The sequence below is a fragment of the Iocasia fonsfrigidae genome (genome assembly GCF_017751145.1).
GTDB lineage: Bacteria > Bacillota > Halanaerobiia > Halanaerobiales > DTU029 > Iocasia > Iocasia fonsfrigidae.
This window is the reverse complement of record NZ_CP046640.1, coordinates 2376689-2396361: the sequence shown is the minus strand read 5'-3', so window position 1 is coordinate 2396361 and position 19673 is coordinate 2376689. Positions and strand designations below refer to the sequence as shown.

24 protein-coding genes are annotated in these 19673 nt (G+C 36.7%); 23 read left to right on the top strand and 1 reads right to left on the bottom strand.

Annotated features, from left to right (window positions below):
• The first annotated feature begins 2 nt into the window (after positions 1–2).
• The 5 genes from GM661_RS11565 (at position 3) to GM661_RS11545 (ending at position 3524) form a co-directional block, all read left to right on the top strand.
• The gene (locus GM661_RS11565; protein WP_230866977.1) at positions 3–1229 is read left to right on the top strand and encodes a peptidase U32 family protein; all 1227 of its coding nucleotides are present in this window, start codon (positions 3–5) and stop codon (positions 1227–1229) included.
• Positions 1222–1446, top strand: a complete 225-nt coding sequence (locus GM661_RS11560; RefSeq protein ID WP_230866976.1) for a DUF4911 domain-containing protein — start codon at positions 1222–1224, stop codon at positions 1444–1446. Before GM661_RS11565 ends, GM661_RS11560 begins: the two co-directional genes overlap by 8 nt.
• A 70-nt stretch (positions 1447–1516) precedes the next feature.
• On the top strand, positions 1517–2200 hold the full coding sequence (gene sigK, locus GM661_RS11555; protein WP_125990765.1) for an RNA polymerase sporulation sigma factor SigK: 684 nt from the start codon (positions 1517–1519) through the stop codon (positions 2198–2200).
• Positions 2201–2340: 140 nt separating this feature from the next.
• Positions 2341–2835, top strand: a complete 495-nt coding sequence (locus tag GM661_RS11550) for a YqeG family HAD IIIA-type phosphatase (protein WP_125990764.1) — start codon at positions 2341–2343, stop codon at positions 2833–2835.
• Positions 2832–3524: a cell wall hydrolase gene (locus tag GM661_RS11545; protein ID WP_230866975.1), complete on the top strand. Its 693-nt coding sequence runs from the start codon at positions 2832–2834 to the stop codon at positions 3522–3524. The genes GM661_RS11550 and GM661_RS11545 overlap by 4 nt, the downstream gene beginning before the upstream one ends.
• Before the next feature lie 82 nt (positions 3525–3606).
• On the opposite strand, the gene GM661_RS11540 is transcribed toward GM661_RS11545, so the two are convergent.
• Positions 3607–3846: an AbrB/MazE/SpoVT family DNA-binding domain-containing protein gene (locus GM661_RS11540; RefSeq protein ID WP_125990763.1), complete on the bottom strand. Its 240-nt coding sequence runs from the start codon at positions 3844–3846 to the stop codon at positions 3607–3609.
• A 185-nt stretch (positions 3847–4031) separates the two neighbouring features.
• Here GM661_RS11540 and GM661_RS11535 point away from each other — a divergent pair, with 185 nt between their 5' ends.
• From GM661_RS11535 to GM661_RS11450, 18 genes are all read left to right on the top strand, one after another.
• Positions 4032–4487, top strand: coding sequence for a Fur family transcriptional regulator (locus tag GM661_RS11535; RefSeq protein WP_125992228.1), 456 nt, complete (start codon positions 4032–4034; stop codon positions 4485–4487).
• A 9-nt stretch (positions 4488–4496) separates the two neighbouring features.
• On the top strand, positions 4497–5189 hold the full coding sequence (locus GM661_RS11530) for a Crp/Fnr family transcriptional regulator (RefSeq protein ID WP_125990762.1): 693 nt from the start codon (positions 4497–4499) through the stop codon (positions 5187–5189).
• A 15-nt stretch (positions 5190–5204) separates the two neighbouring features.
• The gene (locus tag GM661_RS11525; protein WP_230866974.1) at positions 5205–6095 is read left to right on the top strand and encodes a DMT family transporter; all 891 of its coding nucleotides are present in this window, start codon (positions 5205–5207) and stop codon (positions 6093–6095) included.
• Positions 6088–6951 (top strand): shikimate dehydrogenase, encoded by an 864-nt coding sequence (locus tag GM661_RS11520; protein ID WP_230866973.1) that lies wholly within the window; start codon positions 6088–6090, stop codon positions 6949–6951. The genes GM661_RS11525 and GM661_RS11520 overlap by 8 nt, the downstream gene beginning before the upstream one ends.
• A gap of 158 nt (positions 6952–7109) precedes the next feature.
• Positions 7110–8786 (top strand): type II secretion system ATPase GspE, encoded by a 1677-nt coding sequence (gspE, locus tag GM661_RS11515; protein ID WP_230866972.1) that lies wholly within the window; start codon positions 7110–7112, stop codon positions 8784–8786.
• Between the two features lie 22 nt (positions 8787–8808).
• A complete protein-coding gene (locus tag GM661_RS11510; RefSeq protein ID WP_407929666.1) occupies positions 8809–9879 on the top strand; it encodes a type IV pilus twitching motility protein PilT in 1071 nt (356 codons plus the stop codon).
• A 25-nt stretch (positions 9880–9904) separates the two neighbouring features.
• On the top strand, positions 9905–11116 hold the full coding sequence (locus tag GM661_RS11505; protein WP_230866970.1) for a type II secretion system F family protein: 1212 nt from the start codon (positions 9905–9907) through the stop codon (positions 11114–11116).
• 130 nt (positions 11117–11246) lie between these two features.
• Entirely contained in the window at positions 11247–11693 is a 447-nt protein-coding gene (locus tag GM661_RS11500) for a type II secretion system protein (protein ID WP_230866969.1), read from the top strand.
• A 115-nt stretch (positions 11694–11808) separates the two neighbouring features.
• Positions 11809–12555: a prepilin peptidase gene (locus GM661_RS11495; protein WP_230866968.1), complete on the top strand. Its 747-nt coding sequence runs from the start codon at positions 11809–11811 to the stop codon at positions 12553–12555.
• A gap of 23 nt (positions 12556–12578) precedes the next feature.
• The gene (locus GM661_RS11490) at positions 12579–12998 is read left to right on the top strand and encodes a pilus assembly FimT family protein (protein ID WP_125990756.1); all 420 of its coding nucleotides are present in this window, start codon (positions 12579–12581) and stop codon (positions 12996–12998) included.
• 16 nt (positions 12999–13014) lie between these two features.
• The gene (locus GM661_RS11485) at positions 13015–13434 is read left to right on the top strand and encodes a prepilin-type N-terminal cleavage/methylation domain-containing protein (RefSeq protein ID WP_230866967.1); all 420 of its coding nucleotides are present in this window, start codon (positions 13015–13017) and stop codon (positions 13432–13434) included.
• Positions 13431–13970 (top strand): type II secretion system protein, encoded by a 540-nt coding sequence (locus GM661_RS11480; protein WP_230866966.1) that lies wholly within the window; start codon positions 13431–13433, stop codon positions 13968–13970. Before GM661_RS11485 ends, GM661_RS11480 begins: the two co-directional genes overlap by 4 nt.
• A gap of 16 nt (positions 13971–13986) precedes the next feature.
• Positions 13987–15021 carry a hypothetical protein gene (locus GM661_RS11475; RefSeq protein ID WP_230866965.1) on the top strand — a complete coding sequence of 345 codons (1035 nt, stop codon included), beginning with the start codon at positions 13987–13989 and terminating at the stop codon, positions 15019–15021.
• 26 nt (positions 15022–15047) lie between these two features.
• On the top strand, positions 15048–16109 hold the full coding sequence (gene pilM, locus GM661_RS11470) for a type IV pilus assembly protein PilM (RefSeq protein WP_230866964.1): 1062 nt from the start codon (positions 15048–15050) through the stop codon (positions 16107–16109).
• Complete coding sequence (locus GM661_RS11465) at positions 16106–16645, top strand: PilN domain-containing protein (protein WP_230866963.1); 540 nt, start codon at positions 16106–16108, stop codon at positions 16643–16645. The genes pilM and GM661_RS11465 overlap by 4 nt, the downstream gene beginning before the upstream one ends.
• Positions 16623–17159: a type IV pilus inner membrane component PilO gene (locus tag GM661_RS11460; RefSeq protein ID WP_230866962.1), complete on the top strand. Its 537-nt coding sequence runs from the start codon at positions 16623–16625 to the stop codon at positions 17157–17159. The genes GM661_RS11465 and GM661_RS11460 overlap by 23 nt, the downstream gene beginning before the upstream one ends.
• The gene (locus GM661_RS11455; RefSeq protein ID WP_230866961.1) at positions 17156–17713 is read left to right on the top strand and encodes a hypothetical protein; all 558 of its coding nucleotides are present in this window, start codon (positions 17156–17158) and stop codon (positions 17711–17713) included. The genes GM661_RS11460 and GM661_RS11455 overlap by 4 nt, the downstream gene beginning before the upstream one ends.
• A complete protein-coding gene (locus GM661_RS11450; RefSeq protein WP_230866960.1) occupies positions 17700–19595 on the top strand; it encodes a secretin N-terminal domain-containing protein in 1896 nt (631 codons plus the stop codon). Before GM661_RS11455 ends, GM661_RS11450 begins: the two co-directional genes overlap by 14 nt.
• Positions 19596–19673: the final 78 nt, after the last annotated feature.

Here is a 19673-nt window from a genome sequence, read left to right as displayed (position 1 = left end):
AGTTGAAAAAACCAGAACTACTGGCTCCTGCTGGAAATCTGGAGAAATTAAAACTTGCTATACTGTATGGTGCTGATGCAGTTTACTGCGGTGGTCATAACTATGGATTGAGAGAAGGAGCCGATAATTTCAGCCTTGAGGAACTAAAAGAAGCAGTAGAATTTAGTCATAATAATGATAGTAAAATATATGTAACTGTTAATATGATACCACATAATGATGATCTGATTGGGATTGAGGAATATCTTCAGCAGTTAGAAGATATTGGAGTAGATGCTCTGATAATATCAGATCCTGGTATTTTGAGAATACTACAGCTAGAAGGAATAGAAATTCCGGTTCACCTCAGTACCCAGGCAAATGCTGTTAACTGGGCCAGTATTTCTTTCTGGCAGGAACAGGGTGTTGAGAGGATTATCCTGGCCAGGGAACTATCAAAAGATGAGATTATGGAAATCAAGGATAAAAGTTCTATATCACTGGAAATGTTTATCCATGGAGCAATGTGTATTTCATATTCAGGGCGCTGTTTACTGAGTAATTATATGGCAAATCGTGATGCCAATAGAGGGCGCTGTGCCCATTCCTGCCGCTGGCAGTATTATTTAATGGAAGAACAGAGACCTGGTGAGTATTATCCTATTTATGAGGATGAATCAGGGACACATATCATGAATTCAAAGGACCTATGTTTAATTAATGAGATACCGGATATTATTGAAACAGGGGTTGACAGCCTTAAGATTGAGGGACGGATGAAAAGCCTTCATTATGTATCTACAGTGACCTCTGTTTATAGAAAAGCCCTTGATACTTACCTGCTTGATCCCCAAAATTATGTTTTTAAGGAAGAATGGCTGGCAGAGTTGAGAAAAGTAAGCCATCGTGATTATACCACTGGTTTTTTCCACAGAAAACCCTCTGCCGGGGACCATAATTATCAGTCATCTGCCTACCAGCGGAGTTATGATTTTATGGGCATGGTACGTCAGTACCTGCCAGAGGAGTCAGAGGCTGTGATTGAGGTGCGTCACAAGTTTTTTAAAGGTGATCTTATAGAGATAATGGGTCCAGGGATTAAATCCTTTCTTAATAAAATAGATTATATCATTAGTGAAGATGGTGAAATGGTTAATGAAGCCCCTCATCCTAAAGAACTAATTAGGATTCCTGTCAGTAGACCTGTTAAGCCGTATTACATTCTAAGGAGAGAAAAAGCTGATGAGTGACATGCCAGATACCAGGGAGGTTATGATCAAAGTTCCCCGTAAAGAAATAGTTTTTATCGATATGTTATTTAAGGCCTATGAGGGACTGGCTATGGTCACAGTAGATAAAAAGGAAGAAGGCCTTATTATTCTGGATGTAACAGAGGGGACTAAAGATGATGTTCTAGGGATACTTAAAAACCTTCAGGAAAAAATTCCTCTACAAATAATAAAATAAAATTTTATTCACTTTTTTCTAGTTCACCTCATATATATAGTTTAGGATTATTTCAGGGGGTGAACTATTTTTGTTATCTCTTTTGGTTGGACTGATAAAGGGTTACCTGATATTAGTATCTTATCTCAGAAGTGGAAAGGTTTTTCCAGAACCCCTTTCACGTGAGGATGAACAGAAATATCTAGAGCTAATGACTAAAGGTGATGAAAAGGCCCGTAATATACTGATAGAGCACAATTTAAGATTGGTTGCCCATATTGTTAAAAAATATGATTCAACACATACTGATAATGAGGACTTAATTTCTATTGGTACTATTGGTTTAATTAAGGGGATTAATACCTATGACGGTACTAAAAAAACCAAACTTGCTACCTATGCGGCCAGATGTATAGAAAATGAGATATTGATGCATCTAAGATCAACTAAAAAGCTCAGTCATGAAATGTTATTGCAGGAATCAATTGGTTCTGATCGTGAAGGCAATGAAATAACCCTATTAGATATTCTGGAAGGTAATGAAGATTCAGTTATTAATAAGGTTGAGAAAACGATTAATGAAGAGAAACTATATTATAAATTGGAGAATTTATCAGAAAGAGAGAAAAAGGTTATTCAATTACGTTACGGCTTGCTTGATGGAGAGCAGTTGACACAGCGGGAGGTAGCAGCCATACTGGGAATATCCCGCTCATATGTTTCAAGAATAGAAAAAAAAGCAATAGAAGAGCTTGCCAGATTGTTTAATAAATAGACCGGATATCCGGTCTATTTATGGTTCTTTTTTACTAATTTGACATTTCACTTGATTTATTTTATGATATAGGTAATATAGAAGATATGTATAAAAATATTCTAAATGGTATATAATAAAAAAATAGTAGGTGCTGTATAATGATTAACAAGTTAAAACCAGATCAGTACTATCAGGATGTTTTCTTAATTGATTTTGACTTATTAAAAAAACAGGGTATTAAGGGGGTTATCTGTGATATAGATAATACGATAGTACCCTGGTCAGAGGAAGAGATATTACAGGAGATTATCGACTGGTTTAGTGAGATTAAAGATAGGGGTTTTCAAATCTGCCTTGTTTCTAATGGTACAGCTAAAAGAGTTAATTATTTTAGTGAGAAACTTGATTTACCTGCCTTTGGACAGGCTGTTAAACCAGCAGGAAAGGCTTTTAGAAAGGCTCAAACTGTAATGGCACTTAATTCATCGGAGATTGTTGTTATAGGTGACCAGCTTTTTACTGATGTGTTTGGAGGTAATCGAATGGGTTTTGTAACTATACTGGTTGACCCCATGAACAGCAGGGAGTTTTTTACTACCCGTATAATGAGGTTATTAGAAAGGATGTTTTTTAAAAGGGGGGAAGAAAAATGACTTTAAAGACTTTGAAAAAGAAAATATTATTTATATTCCTGATCTGTCTATTTGTAGTTGTCTATCAACTAGAGGTATCTGCCGCCTATAATCTTATCTTTGGTGAAAGGATACTAAAGGATGGTGATGAAGGAGCAGATGTAGCTATTTTACAGAGGAAATTAAAGGAATTATCTTATTATAATGGGGTCATTGATGGTTTATATGGAAAAGGTACCACTAATGCTGTTAAATTATTTCAAAGAGATAAGGGCTTAATGACTGATGGGATTGTTGGAGATGAAACCTATCAGGCTTTGCCTAAAGGTAGTCTAGAAAGCAGAATGGATGTTTCCAGAGAGGAAATAATTCTATTGGCCCGTATTATTAATGGTGAGGCTAGGGGTGAGAGTTTCAGGGGTAAGGTTGCTGTTGGGGCGGTTATTATTAATCGTGTTGAGAGTGATAGTTTTCCTAATAGTATTAGGGAGGTTATCTTACAGAGGAATCAGTTTAGCTGTCTTTTAGATGGGCAGGCTAATTTCTATCCACAGAAGAGTTCTATTGATGCGGCCCGGGCGGCTCTGCTAGGCTATGACCCAACATATGGTTCATTGTTTTTCTATAATCCTAAAGTTGCTACCAATGTTCAGTGGATTTCAACAAGACCGGTAGTCGCCAGTATTGGGGATCATATTTTTGCTAGATAAATAAAAAAATAAATAAAAAAATTAGCACCCTGAACGTAAGGGTGCTAATTTATGTAAACATTAACAAAATTACTGAGATCTGTTACTCAGACATGCTTTCTGCACAATCATGACAGATAACCTTTCCTTTAAATTCAAAGGTGTCATCTGCATTGCCACAGAAGATACAAGCTGGTTCATATTTTTTAAGTATAATTTTTTCTTCATCGACATAGATCTCCATTGGGTCTTTTTTATCGATATTCATTGTCTTGCGCAGTTCAATGGGTATGACCATTCTGCCTAAATCGTCAATCTTCCTGACTATGCCAGTAGATTTCATATAAAATCCTCCCTTCTTTTTACATAAAACGACAAATGATGATAAAATTATTATACTATTAATTCCAAAAAGAGTCAATAGTAAATACTAACTTTTTTGAGTAATATTTCAATTAAGTTTAATTTGTATTATTTACTCTGGACTGGTAAAATATATTTAACTATTTAAATAGGGTGGTGAAGAGATTGACTGATCAACTGTTGGAGAGTTTAACAGCTAAACTGGTAAATAACAATTACAAATTAACATCCCAACGCAGGTTAATCCTGGAGGTGTTGGTAGAAAATAGTGACAAACATTATAGTGCAGAGGAATTATATGATCAAGTAAAGGAGATAAACCCTGATGTAGGACTGGCAACGATATACCGTAGTCTGGAGATATTGTGTGAGCTGGGGATAGCTTACCAGCTTGATTTTGATAGTAATTACCGCCGTTATGAGTTGAATTTGGAAGATGGGAGACATCATCATCACCTTATTTGCAAGGAATGTGGTCGTATTATAGAGTTTAATGATGATGATTTGGAGAGTTTTGAAAATAAATTAGAAGAAAATTATGATTTTATCATTAAAGAGCATCGGATAAAATTTTATGGCATTTGTGCTGATTGTCAAAAAGATAAAGATTTTGAAGGGTAGGTTTTTTATATGGAGGAGAGGCAGAGGTGTTTAAAAGAACTAGCTGTTTTTTCCAGGCTTAACTGGGATGAAGTAAAACTGATCTGTGAGAAGGCCTATGAGAAGAAATATTTAAAGGATGAGGTTATTTTCTTTGAAAGGAATGATGATGATAAGCTCTATATCCTGGTAGCTGGTAGGGTAAAGCTATCTCTGCTGTCACCTGATGGTAAGGAAAAATCCCTTACTATACTTCAGGAGGGTGATATCTTTGGGGAAATATCCCTTTTTGCCCAGGATGCTCATCCAATGACAGCAGAGGTAATAGAAGATGCCAGACTGGTAATTATCTCGCTAGCTGACCTAGAGTCCATTATTATGAAAAATCCAGGAGTGGCTATTAAGATTATTGAAGCCCTGGCTAAGAAATCTCGCCTGCTGACAAGTCAGATCAGAGAGCTTGTTTTTCAGGATGCTGAGGGTCGGCTGGCAAGCCTTTTGCTCAGATTTGCTGATGAGTTTGGTGTTCGGGTAAAGAGTGGTCAGATGATTGATATTGTTCTGACACATCAGGAGATCGCTAATCTGTTGGGGGCTTCCAGGGTCACTGTTACCAAATTATTGAACAGATTGACAGATGAAGGGATAATAAAAAAATATAAAAGAAAGATAGTAATTATTAAACGAAGTAAACTGGAGGAGAAGATAGAAATTTACAAATAATCCGGGAGGAAATAGATGATTTTAAAAAATAAACAATATAAGGGTGACCTTTTATTAATAATTGTTGTGATGCTCTGGGGGAGTACTTTTCCTATTATGAAATATATTATAGAAGGTATTAACCCCTTTTTTTTAATTGCAGTTAGGTTTACAGTTGCTCTGCTGGCCCTGCTTTTTTTTCTGAAAAACAGGGTAGCAAATGTAAGCCACCATAGCATTAAAAAGGGCCTGATGCTGGGTCTTTTGTTATTTAGTGGGTATTGTTTGCAGGTGATTGGACTTAAGTTTACTACAGCTTCAAGGTCAAGTCTTATTACTGGACTTGCGGTAGTTATAGTTCCCTTAATCCTGGTATTTATGTTAAAAAAAATACCGGATTTGTTTAGTTGTCTGGGGATAATATTATCAATTATTGGCCTTTTTCTTTTAACAGAGACAAATGGTAATCAAGGGTTTAATTATGGTGACTTTTTAACAGTACTTTGTTCATTTTTTTTTGCTTTACATATTGTCTTACTGGATAAATATCTTAAAAAAGAAGATCCGTTCATTTTGACTTTTATTCAACTGGCTGTGACTGCTATTGCCGCTTATTTATTAGCATATTTTGACAATGGTATTGGCAGGATAGATTATATTTCAGCAGCTGTTATTTTATATACTGGTTTACTGGCAACAGCGCTGGCTTATTATTTACAGAGTTGTGCACAACAGTATACAACACCTACCCATGCAGCTCTGGTTTTTACCCTTGAGCCGGTTTTTGGTGCACTTTTTTCATTCCTTTTTCTGGGGGAAGCACTAGGAAGAAATGGTTTGACAGGTGGATTTTTTATTATATTTGGTATGTTACTGGCTGAATTGAAGCCAGGTATAAAGAAAAAAAGGAGGTTAAGTAATGGTTAATATAAAAACAACTTTACTTGGTTTAATTGGTTATCCGATAGGTCATTCTTATTCACCACTACTTCATAATAGTACTTTAAGGAGACTAGGACTAAACTATGTTTATCTGGCATTTTCGGTAAAACCTGGGGAGTTAGCAGATGCTGTTGTGGGTATACGCTCCTTAAATATCAGGGGTGTTAATGTAACAATTCCTTATAAGGAAGAGGTTATATCCCTACTGGATAAAATTGACCCTTTGGCAGAAAGGGTTGGTGCAGTTAATACAATTGTAAATGATGAGGGTATTTTAAAGGGGTATAATACAGATGTAATTGGTATAAAAAGGATGATAGAGGAAGATGCAGGTTTTATGATTGAAGAAAAAAATGTAGTTATTGTAGGAGCAGGTGGTGCAGCCAGGGCAGTAGGAGTAGCAGTTTGTGAGAGTGGGGCAGCAGGAATTACTATTATTAACCGGACCCATAAAAAGGCTAAACTGCTGGCTGATTTTCTGGAAAAAACTTATAGTAATTTATCCATAGGATATGTAGAACTATCAGTTGATCAGTATTATAATGTGATTAAGGAGGCTGACCTTTTAATTGATACTACACCAATAGGGATGGCACCAGAGATAAAGGTTAGCCCAGTCATAGAGCCCCAGGCTTTGCACAGGGATTTATTGGTAATTGATCTGGTATATAATCCGGCAGAGACTGTTTTGTTGAAGGCTGCCCGGGATGTAAATGCATCATGCTTGAATGGTGAAGGAATGCTTCTTTATCAGGGAATAGAGTCATTTAAGTTATGGACAGGACATGAACCCGAAGTAACCAAATGGAAAGAAATACTAAAGAAAAGAAAAAATTTCTAAAAAAGCAGGAGTTTTACGAATTTTATAGAAATATATTTACAAAGGGCGGATTTTATGATACTTTAGTCCTATGCTTATCATACTTTAGTCCTAGATTTTTCTGTATAGACAGATAAAAGGATTATTTATAAAATTGTAGGAGAGTCAGGGTGGGTCGAATGAAAAATAAGGGACGTTTAAAATTAGGTGAATTACTTGTTAATTTTAACTTTGTGACAGAAAAACAACTGCAGGAGGCTATGAAGGTCCAGCAGGAAACAGGTAAGAGGCTGGGACAGATACTGATTGACTTAAATTACTTAAAGGAAAAAGACCTGATTCAGGTTCTGGAGTTTCAGCTGGGTATACCTCATGTTGACCTGTCAAATTATATAATTAATCCCCGTTTGGCTGATTATATACCAGAGAATATTGCCCGCCGTCATAATGTTATACCACTTGAGGTGAGGAAGAATAAATTAAGGGTGGCTATGAGTGATCCCACAGACCTGGTAGCTATTGATGACCTTGAATTGACTTCTGGTATGAGGGTGGAAAGCTGTATTGCTGCTGCAAAGTTAATTAAGAAGGCCATTAATACAATCTATTCGATGGATAAAGGGGATACTGCTGAGATTTTTGATAGTCTTGACAGCTATCAGGACAAGCAGGAACCAGAACTTGATCAGTTAAAAGAGATGGTAGAAGATGCCCCCATTGTCAAACTGAGTAACTTGATAATCACCCAGGCTCTTCAGATGAGGGCCAGTGATATCCATATTGAGCCACAGGAACAGGAGGTAAGGGTTCGCTATCGGATTGATGGTGTTTTAAGGGAAGAGATGACCCCTCCTAAATATACTCAGGCTGCTTTAATTTCCCGGTTTAAGATTATTGCCGACCTGGATATTACCAGAAGGAGGATACCACAGGACGGTAGGATAACTATGAATGTTAAAGGGGTTAAGCTGGATATGAGGGTTTCCACTCTGCCCACTGTATTTGGGGAAAAACTGGTTATTCGCTTATTAAATAAAGATGATTCATTGCTTGATATTAATAAGCTGGGTTTTAGTGATGATAATTATTCCTGTTTTAAAGCCTTAATTGAGCAGCCCCACGGTATTTTACTCGTTACAGGACCAACTGGTAGTGGTAAATCCACCACACTATTTGCAGCTTTAAATTATTTAAACTCGGTAACTAAAAATATTGTGACAGTTGAGGACCCTGTTGAATACCAGATTAAGGGGATTAATCAGATCCAGGCTGATCCCAGAACAGGCCTGACCTTTGCCAGTACTTTAAGGTCAATTCTGAGACAGGACCCTGATATTATTATGATTGGGGAAATCAGGGATAAAGAGACAGCCCAGATAGCTGTCAGGGCTGCCTTGACCGGTCACCTGGTTTTAAGTACCCTACATACCAATGATGCAGTAAGCTCGATTACTCGATTAATAGATATGGGTATCCCCCCTTATTTAGTCTCCTCAACTCTTATTGGGGTGGTAGCACAGAGGTTATTGAGGAGACTTTGCAGTTCCTGTAAAGAGAAAAAATTCCTTTTGGAAGAGGAAAAAGAAATACTAGGGATTGAAGAACTTGATGCTGCTGTTTATCAGGCTCGGCACTGTGATAAGTGTAGTTCTACTGGTTACCGGGGAAGACTGGCTGTCCATGAAGTTTTAGTAGTTGATGATAAGCTAAAGAAAATGCTTAGCAGGGGTATCATGGAGGATGAGCTTAAAAAGTATGCTGTTTCCTGCGATATGACAACACTCCATCAGGATGGAGTGGCCAAAGTAAAACAGGGTCTTACATCAATTGATGAACTAATGCGGGTAATAATCTAAGGGGTGGGTGAATATTATGGACCTGGATATAATAGGATTATTAAAGAGTGTTGTTGAAGATGCTAATATTTCTGATCTCCATTTAACGGTAAATTCTCAGGCTGTTGTCAGGACTACCGGGGTATTAAGGGCTTATGAACAATATTCTCATAAATTTACTTTCGCTGACCTGATTGAGATATGTCGGTATCTGATGGATGAGGATCAGTGGAAGACCTTTCAGGAACAAGGGGAACTTGATTTTTCTTATAGTGTTCCCGGTTTTTCCCGTTTCAGGGTAAATGCCTATCGCCAGAGGGGGGCTGTTAGTCTGGCCCTGCGAATTATTCCGACAGAGATACCGACAATTGATGACCTGGGGTTGCCGGAAATACTCAAAAAAATGGCGGTTCAGCGCAGAGGCTTGGTCTTATGTACTGGGCCAACCGGTAGTGGTAAATCAACTACCCTGGCCTCAATGATCAATGAGATTAATCAAGAGAGGAAATGTCATATCCTGACCCTGGAGGACCCGATTGAATACCTCCATCAACATAATAATTCAATTGTTCATCAAAGGGAGGTAGGGATTGATACCAGATCATTTGCTGCAGGACTGCGGGCTGCCCTGCGTCAGGACCCAGATGTAATATTGGTAGGTGAGATGCGTGACCTGGAGACTATTTCTATTGCTCTGGAATCTGCTGAGACCGGTCATCTGGTGCTGGCTACTCTCCATACAACTGATGCCCCCAAGACTGTTGATAGAATTATTGATGTTTTTCCAGCTCATCAACAACAGCAGGTTCGAATCCAGTTATCTTCTGTACTTAACGGGATTATTGCTCAACAGCTTTTGCCCCGGGCAGATATGGAGGGAATGGTGGCTGGGCTGGAGGTGTTAATTGGTACTCCAGCTGTACGCAATATTATTCGCGAGGGTAAAAGTTCACAACTGGAATCAATTATGCAGACAGGTGCGAAATACGGTATGATAGTGATGAATAATTACCTGATATCACTTTACGAAAAGGGATTGATCAGTATGGAAACTGCAGTCAGGCGTTCTACTAATCCTGAATATATCAAAAAGGGCATCACCAGGTTTGGCTAAGTAACGAATAAAGGGGGGGAAGTTTATGTCTCCACTCTATGAATATGAGGCTGTTAATCATAGTGGTAATAAGATAAGTGGGACTATTGAGGTTGAAGCTGCTGATCTCGCAGCTAAACAACTGAAGGAAAAGGGGTATTATCCTACTGCTATTAATGAAAAAAAAGAGAAAAAGAAACTTGCTGATTACCTGACAGGGAATAAAAGGGTTAAAACTAAAGATTTGATGATTTTCAGCCAGCAGTTTGCTGCCATGATCGATGCCGGGATCAGCCTGGTTGATTGTCTAAATATCCTTTACCAGGAAACTGAACACTCACGGTTAAAGGAAGTTATTCGTGGTATGCAGGAGGATATAGAAACCGGGATGAGTCTTTCAGAAACAATGATGAAATACCCGGCTGTTTTCCCCACACTCTACTGTCAATTAATTAAGGCTGGTGAAACCGGTGGTGTGCTGGATAAAATACTTAATCAACTGGTTAATCATTATGAGAGACAGGATGAAATAAACCGCAAGATAAAGTCAGCCCTCTATTATCCTTTTACCATATTAGTTGTGGCCATATTAGTTGTTATTTTTCTACTGGTCAGGATAGTACCTATGTTTGTCACTATGTTTGCCGGGTTTGGGGCCGAATTACCCTGGCCTACCAGAATTTTACTGGGACTAAGTGCTTTTGTCCAGGCTTACTGGTGGATTTTGCTGATTATTATGGTATTACTGATTTTAATATTATATAAATATCTTAAAACAGCAAAAGGGAAATATAGCTTGGATAGATTTATTCTTAAGATTCCAGTGCTTGGTAAGATGATAAAAAAGATTATAGTCTCACGTTTTGCCAGTACCCTGGCGGTTCTACTGGGGAGTGGTATTGACCTACTAGCTTCATTAGCTGTTGTTGAGGAGGTGCTTAATAACAAGGTCTATGCTGATCTTTTACTTGAAGCACGGGGACAGATCAGGGAGGGTGTCAATCTATCCCATCTCTTGGCTGAAGCACCTGAATTCCCGGGGATGGTTGTTCAGATGGTCAGGATTGGTGAAGAATCGGGTTCACTGGAAAAGATGCTGCAGAAGATCAATATTTTCTATGAACAGGAGGTAGAGAGTAGTATTGATGCCTCTATTTCCCTAATAGAACCAATGATGATAGTCCTGCTGGCCCTGGTAGTAGGTTTTATAGTAATATCTATTGTGATGCCGATGTTTGATATGTATCAGTATTTTTAGGAGCCAGGATGTCAGAGATAGGAAAATATTTAGTTGGGTCTAAAGTAGAAGAAAAAGGGGGTGAAAATTGGTAATATTATAAAAAGGAATATTTTTATAAAAATTTATTTAACAAGGGGTGTTTGAAATTATGAAGAGATTTAGAGAGGTTTTCAGGAGTGAAAGTGGTTTTACTTTAATTGAGTTACTGGTTGTCATTGCGGTGATAAGTGTACTGGCTGCAATAGCTGTTCCCAGGTTAACCGGGGTTAATGAAAAAGCTATTCAGACTGAAGCAGTATCCTTTCTGGGCTCAGTTAAGACTTCATTGGAGATGTATTATATAGAGAATGGAAATAAATATCCGTCAGGTAATGAGGTCGATTTAACATCAGATGATTATTTAGGACAATATATTGATAATTTTAATGAAGTAACAGATGACTGGTCGTTTAGTTATGCATATAATGAAAACCCTGGTGAAGATAGTTATGAGATTACAGTAACAATGAAATATAAAGGATCAGCAAAAGGTATTAATGATGTTGTATTAAGGAAAAATGATGATGGTTATGAAATAATTACTGAAGAAGATTAATGTTAGGGATTGTTAATATGTTTCATGTGTAGATTCGGAACCAGGTTAATATCACCAACCTGGTTCCATAAACAAAATTAATATTAAACTAAATCTTAAAAGAGTTGATGAATCTATGTTATTATACAGCTTTATCTTTTTACTGGGGACAGTAATCGGTAGTTTCCTCAATGTGCTTATCTACCGTCTACCCCGTCAGGAATCAATAATTGCTCCACCTTCCCACTGTCCAGAATGTGGTGAGTATCTAAAGGTAAGAGACCTTATCCCCATGCTTAGTTTCCTCTTGAACAGGGGTAAGTGCAGGTATTGTGCTAAGGCTATCAGCTGGCAGTATCCTGTAGTTGAAGTATTAACGGCTTTTTTGCTTACTATTTTATATCATAACTATGGTCTTAATATATCCTTTATAATCTACAGCATCTTAATCTGTATACTAATTGTCTGTTCATTAATTGATTTACAATACAAGATTATTCCCAATAAACTAACTTACCCGGCGTTAATTACTGCCCTTATCTCATCCATATTTTTGAATCATATTTCTTTGATGGGTTCATTAACAGGTATTTTAGTTCCCGGAGGATTGTTTTTATTGTTAGCCTTGCTCTATGGTAAAGGCCTTGGTATGGGGGATGTTAAACTGGTTGCTGTTATTGGTGCCGTTATAGGCTGGCAATTTACCTTAATAGGTATTTTTCTGGCTTCCTTAATTGGTTCGATTACTGGTTTGGTGTTAATGATTGCTGGGATAATGGATAGAAAGACCAGGATACCATTTGCCCCTTTTATTGGTCTTGGTACCATTATTAGTCTGTTTTATGGAGAAGAATTGTTTTCTATTTTAATGAGTCTTTATTAATCATAAGAAAGGGATGAGTTGTGATGTTTTGTGGTGAAGGGGGTTTTTCGCTGCTTGAGCTCTTACTTGTGATTGCTATACTAAGTCTCAGTATTTCTTTTATTTTTCCCGCTGTTAATTTTAATTCATTGGAAATGAAAAATTATAGAGAGATTATTTACTCGACATTAAGAAAGGTGCGACAGACTGCAATTATTGAATCAGAGGATTATCTGGTGGAACTATTATCCAGCAAGAAATTAGCTGTAAAAAAAGATGGTGAGAGTTTTTATAATAAGGTTATTGAAGTAGGCAATAGATTTACAATTAGCTGTAGTCGTAATGATAATCAGCTTAGATTTAAACCACTGGGGACTGCTGACGGGGGAACCCTTATATTATCAGATGGTGTTAATAGTCTTAAAGTAGTTGTTACAGGGACTGGTTTTATTCATAAAGAATAACTAGAGGGTGGGTAATATGCTTGGTTTAAAGCGAGATACTGGTTTTACACTAATTGAGGTTTTATTGACTATAGTGATTATAGCTGTTGTTTTTATCTCTATTTCGGGATATTTTGCCAATAGTGTAATTTATACCCATCAGGCAGGAAAACGTGCTCAGGCTGTAAAGATTGCAGCAGATACAATGGAAAATATAAAACTGGCCTGTATAAATGATTGGGATACCTTGAACCTCAGCTATTATAGTGAAATAGATAACTTGATTGATAGTGATTACAGTCTTAAGGCTGATGATTTTAAGATTAATTCCCGGATAACTGGCAATATTGATATTGATGGTGATGGTAATAATGATGGACGGTTAATTACTGTTGTTATTAGCTGGGATGGCTCCAAAAAAGAAATAGAATTGAAGTCACTGGTGGTGAAAAAGTGAGGGTTATAAAAAACAATTCCGAGAGTGCTTTTACACTCATTGAGGTTCTGCTGGCAGTGGCTATAATTGCTTTATTAACTACTCTTATTTATAGTGCTTTTTTGAGCAGTACTGTAGTCCTTGATTTTAATCGAGAAAAAGTGAATATCCAGCAGGATCATAGGATTATTGTCGATAGAATAGCCCCATATATACGAATGGCAAAAACAGTTACTATTAATAACAGTTATAATTCTAACCAGGATAAAGTCAGGTTTACCTTTTCAACAATTGAGGCAGGTAGTGGGGATTATAATGGTATTGGTTTTGGTATCAAAAATGATGGAGAATTATATTATAGAAAAAAAATTGCATACAGTGAGGGTAATTTTAACTGGGGTAACCGGATTACTTTTATTAGTAGCAAGGCAAATAAATTTGAGCTAAGCGAAAATAATAAGATGATCACTATTACAGTAGAGCTTGAGAAAAAGGATGGAGAGAGTTATACCTTTGTCGAGGAGTTCTACCGCAGAATAACTGACAATAATGGTTAAAAAGGAGGGACAGTTGATGGGGAAGCAGGGTGGTTCTGTGCTGGTTTTAAGTATGGTCTTAATGCTGACTTTGATTGTGTTAGCTGCTGGAATGGCAGTTACCATTAATAATGAGATACATATCTCCAGGTATGAAGAAAATATGCTTCAGGCAGATTACTATGCTGAGTCAGCTGTTGAATATGCCAGTTATCTGCTTGCTGATGATAGTAAATGGGATGATAATGAATTAATCAATGAAGAAAAGGCTAAAATAGTGAATTTATTGAATGGTTTAGATATAGAAAAGTTATCACGGAATATAAGTGGTGATGAGTATATTATTGATTCAGTTATAAAATATAATAGTGTAAGTAGAAAACTTAGTGTTACTTATAAAATTATATTTGATGATGTATATAATAATGCCATAGCTAATTATAGTAATATTCATTTTAATGGTAATGAAAAAGGTGAAATAAACGGTAATATAAAAACTGCGGGAAAAATTGAAGATGTGCAAGCAGGGTCAGATATGGTGTTTAATGGTGAGTGGATTGAAGGTCAAGATCCGGAATTTATTCCTGATTATAATGATTTTTTTACAACGGATTATACAGATTTAGTTTTTGATCAAAATAGCCAGAACACCTTAAATTTCAATCAGGAAATAAAAGATATAGATTACGGTGTTGTTTTTGATAAAGAACTTACAATTCTAGGAGAGGGTATTCTGGTTGTTAAAGGTCATTTAACTTTTAAAAAACATACTAAAATCAACAAAAATTCAGATGATTTTTTTATTATTATCTGTTCTGATAATGTTCTATTTGAGGAAAGCGCTAAGTTGGAAGGTAATTTTCTATTATATGCTGAGGGGCATATTCATTTTAAAGAGCAAGTTGATATGAAGGGTACGATAATTTCCAGGGATACGATACAAGTTAATAATAAATTTGAATTAACACAGGATAGGGGGTATTTGGATGTTTTTAGCAAGATGGGTATCCTTATACCTGGAACAGGTTCCAATGCATGTACGAGAAAAATAACTGACTGGCAGGAATTTTAAAATTAAAAACTGTGAGGTGATAAAAATTGCTGTTTAAAAAGAGGTTTACTACAGTAGATATAGGAACAGATAGTATTAAGGCAGCCAGGTTTATTAATGATTCTGATTTGATGCTGGAGGGTATTTCCTTAAAGAAACTGCCATATGAAAGTATTAAAGATGGGCGGATTATTGATGAGGCTGTTGTGGCAGCTAGATTGGCAGAACTGTTAGAGGAGCTTAATGGTAAAAGGGATGAGATAGTTACTACTATACCAGTCAATAACCTTATCATCAGAAAGATAGAGCTCCCTGTGATGGGTGCTGATGAACTGGCAGAGGCCTTAAAATGGGAGGCAGCTGATTACCTGCCCTACCCTGTAGAAAATGCTGTCCTTGATTACAAAATCATCTCACAGGAAAGGGATAAGCTGGGGATTTTACTGCTTGCCGTTAAGAGTGATATTATAGCCAGTATTAAAAGTGTTTTTAGAAGGATAAACTTAACTCCCTCTGTTATAAACATACAACCCATGGCCCTGCTCTCCCTGCTGGATTTTCAAAATAAGCTGGATGATTCTACAGCAGCTGTGATTGATATCGGTGCCTCAGGAACCAGAATTATTATTGGCAGTAGTAAGAATATCTTTCTTTCCAGGGTGATAGCTGTTGGTGGTAATGATTTCAGCAGCACACTTATGGAGGGAAAAAATCTGAGATATAATGAGGCAGAGAGATTTAAAGGAGAAAATGGTATCCAGCTGAGAGGGGAAAAAGACCTTGAGCTGGAACGTCTTATTTCTCAGGCAGCCAGTTCAGGGTCAGAAGCTCATTTTCTTTTTTCAGCAGCTAATAATCTAGCCGAGGAAATCAAGCGTAGTCTGGACTATTATCAAATGGAATATAGAGAAGATGTGAACGAGGTTTTTTTGACTGGTGGTAGTTCCAGATTAAAGAATCTCCCGGAGTTAATAACAGAGACTATAGGGAGAGATCTCTATCCATTAAATCCTTTTGAGGGAATAAAGTATAAGGGGGAAAAGGATTCCAAATTAGAGGAATTTGCTGTAACAGTGGGGCTTGCTGCAAGTGAGGTGTTAGCTAGATGAGGGTAAACCTACTTGAGGAAAAAAAGCAAAGTAGTGCTATAAATTGGGGTGAAACAATATTTATTATCTCTTTATTAATATTTATAACTGCCCTTGGATTAAACTACTATTTCCTCTATACCGGGCAAAAGAGCTTAAAAGCTGAGGTGAATAGACTGGATAGGCAGTTGGCTAAATTAAGTATCAGCTTAAATGAATACCATAGTCTGGAAAAGCGAGTTAAAGAACTGGAAGAAATAGAAGCAAAGATGGCAGCATTAAGGTATATCTGGAATGATATTATCAGGGAACAGGGTTATCTTATTCCCCAGAAGACTATGCTGGAGACAATGGAGATAGAGGGTGATATCCTGCAGCTCTTCGGTCGGGCAGAGAATAATTTGCGGGTATTAGAGTTGATCAATAATATGAAGTTATCTCCCTTTTTCAAAGGGGTTAAATTACTTAATTTGAGAGAGAATAATGATGTTGAATTTAGACTACAGGCTTTAGTTAATAGAGAGGGTGATCAGCGTGCTGAGCAGTTTAAGCCGTAGGGAACGGGTAATGCTAATATTCCTGATATTTTTTGCCCTTGGGGCAGGCTATTATTTCTATATTTACCAGCCCTTAGAGGAAAATATAGCTAATCTAAGCCAGTTAAAAATAAATAAGGAGTTACAAATTAATAAAACCACCGCCACCCTTAGAAAACTACCTGTTCTACAGGATAGGTATGATCAATTGCAATATATTGAGAAAGAGCTTAATAAAAACAAAATTAATTCAGCAGATGAAATGCTGGCAGTGCTGGAAGAGGAAGCTGGCAAATCTGGTATTAAGATTAGTTCCTTCATCCCTGAAGAAGATGAAAAAGAGGTTGAGATAAGTATTCTACTTAAGGGTAATTACAATCAGCTTATCAAATTCCTTGAAGGGATAGAAAAACTTAATGGACAGGCTGAGTTTAGTAATATGAGAATAGCCAGGATTGCTGAAAACAATCTTTTAGAGGCATCTGGAATCATTATCTATCATGATGATTTACTGACTGGTGGTGACAAACCATGAAAAAACCATATTTGATTGTTATCATAGTCGTCACCGTTTTTCTCCTGTCTGTCGGGGTATATTATTTTGCTTTCTATAGATACAAGGAACCAGCAGTTGTCGAGCATAAAGCGGTTGGCCAGCCTGTCGAAGGGTTTGTTACCGAGGGTTCTGCACTTAAAAAAAATTCTGCAGCCCAGGGTAATATGGCAGCAAAGCCATTGATAGAAGATAAAGAGCTAAGTAATGATGAAAAACCAGTGATCAGGTATCTATACCGCAGTAATTTCCGTGACCCTTTTCAAAACTATGGGATTGACTCTGAAAAATCCAGTCCCCAGCTCTCTCTTAAAGATATTAGGGAGATGATTTCTTTTGAATTAAAGGGTATTATTACTGGTCGGGATAAGAAGATTGCCATCATTGATACAGGTGATAGAACCAGACTTATTACAGTTAATGATACTGTTGATGAGTTTAGGGTTCTTAAAATAAGGGAAAGGGATTTGCTAATGAGCTATCAAGGCTGGCAATTTACTATAGAGATGAGGAGTGAGACAGATGGGTATATCTAGAAAAAATCTTATAATCTTAACTTTAATTTTGATATTATTAATTAGTTACGGTTCAGCCCTGTTAGCAGCCGGGGATAAAGATATTATTAATATGAATTTCAAAGGGGCTGATATCAGGGATGTTCTGCGGACTATTGCTGAGGTAGCAGATATTAATCTGCTGACAGATGGTAGTATTCAGGGAGAGATAACAGTTAGTTTAAATGATATGACCTTTAAACAGGCAATAAAACTGATTACTCAGACCCAGGGGCTGGATTATGTCTGGGATAATAATACAGTAATTGTTGCTCCTCCAGAGAAAATAAGGGAATTATACCTTGAACGAAGTTTAGAAACTATCAAAATAAAATATGCTTCTTTAGAAGAAATTAAGGGGATCCTGGAAGGGATTTATCCGACTTTAGTGGTAGAAATAGACAGGAATAATAATAATCTGATTATAAAAGGTGTTGCTGAAGAGATCAGTGGTGTTAAAGAATTAATTAAAAATATGGATGTAAAAAAAGAGATAAGTATAAAAACAGTCCAGATTAAGCATATTGATCTTGGAATATTATTGACTAACATTGAAAACTTATATCCTGAAGTAAAAGCTGAAGAGACAATCAATAAACAGCTGATTATTCAAGGTGATGAAAAAGAAGTCGACCTGGTAATGGAGCTAATCAAGAAATTGGATATTCCTCAGCAGGTAAAGACAGTTAGTCTTGAGATTAAGAACATTGGACTGAGTGAAATTAAAGAACAGTTAGAGGACTATGATGAGATTATTTTTGATTTTGATGAAGGTAGTGGGGTTTTAGAGATTAGTGGCAGGGATGAAGTAGTTAATAGGCTTGCCAGATTGATTAACAGCCTGGATAATGAGAGTAAAATAATAACAGGGCTTGCTGTTATTGATTATCTAGATCTTGAAGAGATAATGAACACACTGAACAATCTGCATCCTGACATTAATATTCAGCCCAATAAAACCAGGCAGGAACTGGTTTTCAGAGGTAGAGAAAGGGATATTGCTGAATTGCTGGAACTGGTTAATAAGCTGGATAAGCCCAGGAAACAGGTTATTATTGAAGCCAGGGTTGAAGAGGTATCAACAGACGGTCTTAGTGAAATGGGTCTTGATATAGATGAGAAATTAGCGAAAATCATAGTTAATGAAGATGATGATGGTAAAATACATGAAGTAAACATGTCTTTTCCTGAATTTATTAAAATGTTGGAAACCAATGGACAGACTAATAATCTGGCAAATCCCAGGTTAATGACCCTCAGTGGTGAAAAAGCGGAATTGCTTATTGGTGATAAAATAGCCATCCCTGATGATGACGATGATGACGATGATGACGATGATGATGATAGTATAGAATATATTGAAGCTGGTATTAATTTAATATTTACCCCCTGGGTTACTAAAGATAATAAAATAACTTTAGAAGTAAATCCGGAGGTTAGTACTATTAGCACAAATTCCAATGGGGATTATGTAATAGATACCAGGGAGGTTTATACTAAAATACGCCTGAAAGATGGAGAGACTTTTGCTATTGGAGGTCTTATTAAGGAGGACGAAATGGAGTCCTTATCAAAGGTTCCTTATCTAAGTGATATACCAATACTTGGGTCGTTGTTTCGCAATAGGCAAATAGAAAATATCAGGACAGAATTAATTATTTTTATTACTCCACATATTGTTAATGATCTGGATAAAGAAATAAGTTCTAATACTGCAAAGGATGATGATAATAAAATAGGTCAGCTAGATGAAAAACCTCAAAAAGAAATCTTGGAAAATAAGGAATTTAAAAATGAGGTTTTTGGTCTGACTGATGAAGAGCTAAGAGAGATTTTGAGTGATAAAACTAAAAATGGTGAATAGATCTAAGCCCTCCTGATATAGGGGGGCTTTTAATTTCTTCAAAAAGAGCAGGATATATTGTTTTTATGTAGAAATTAA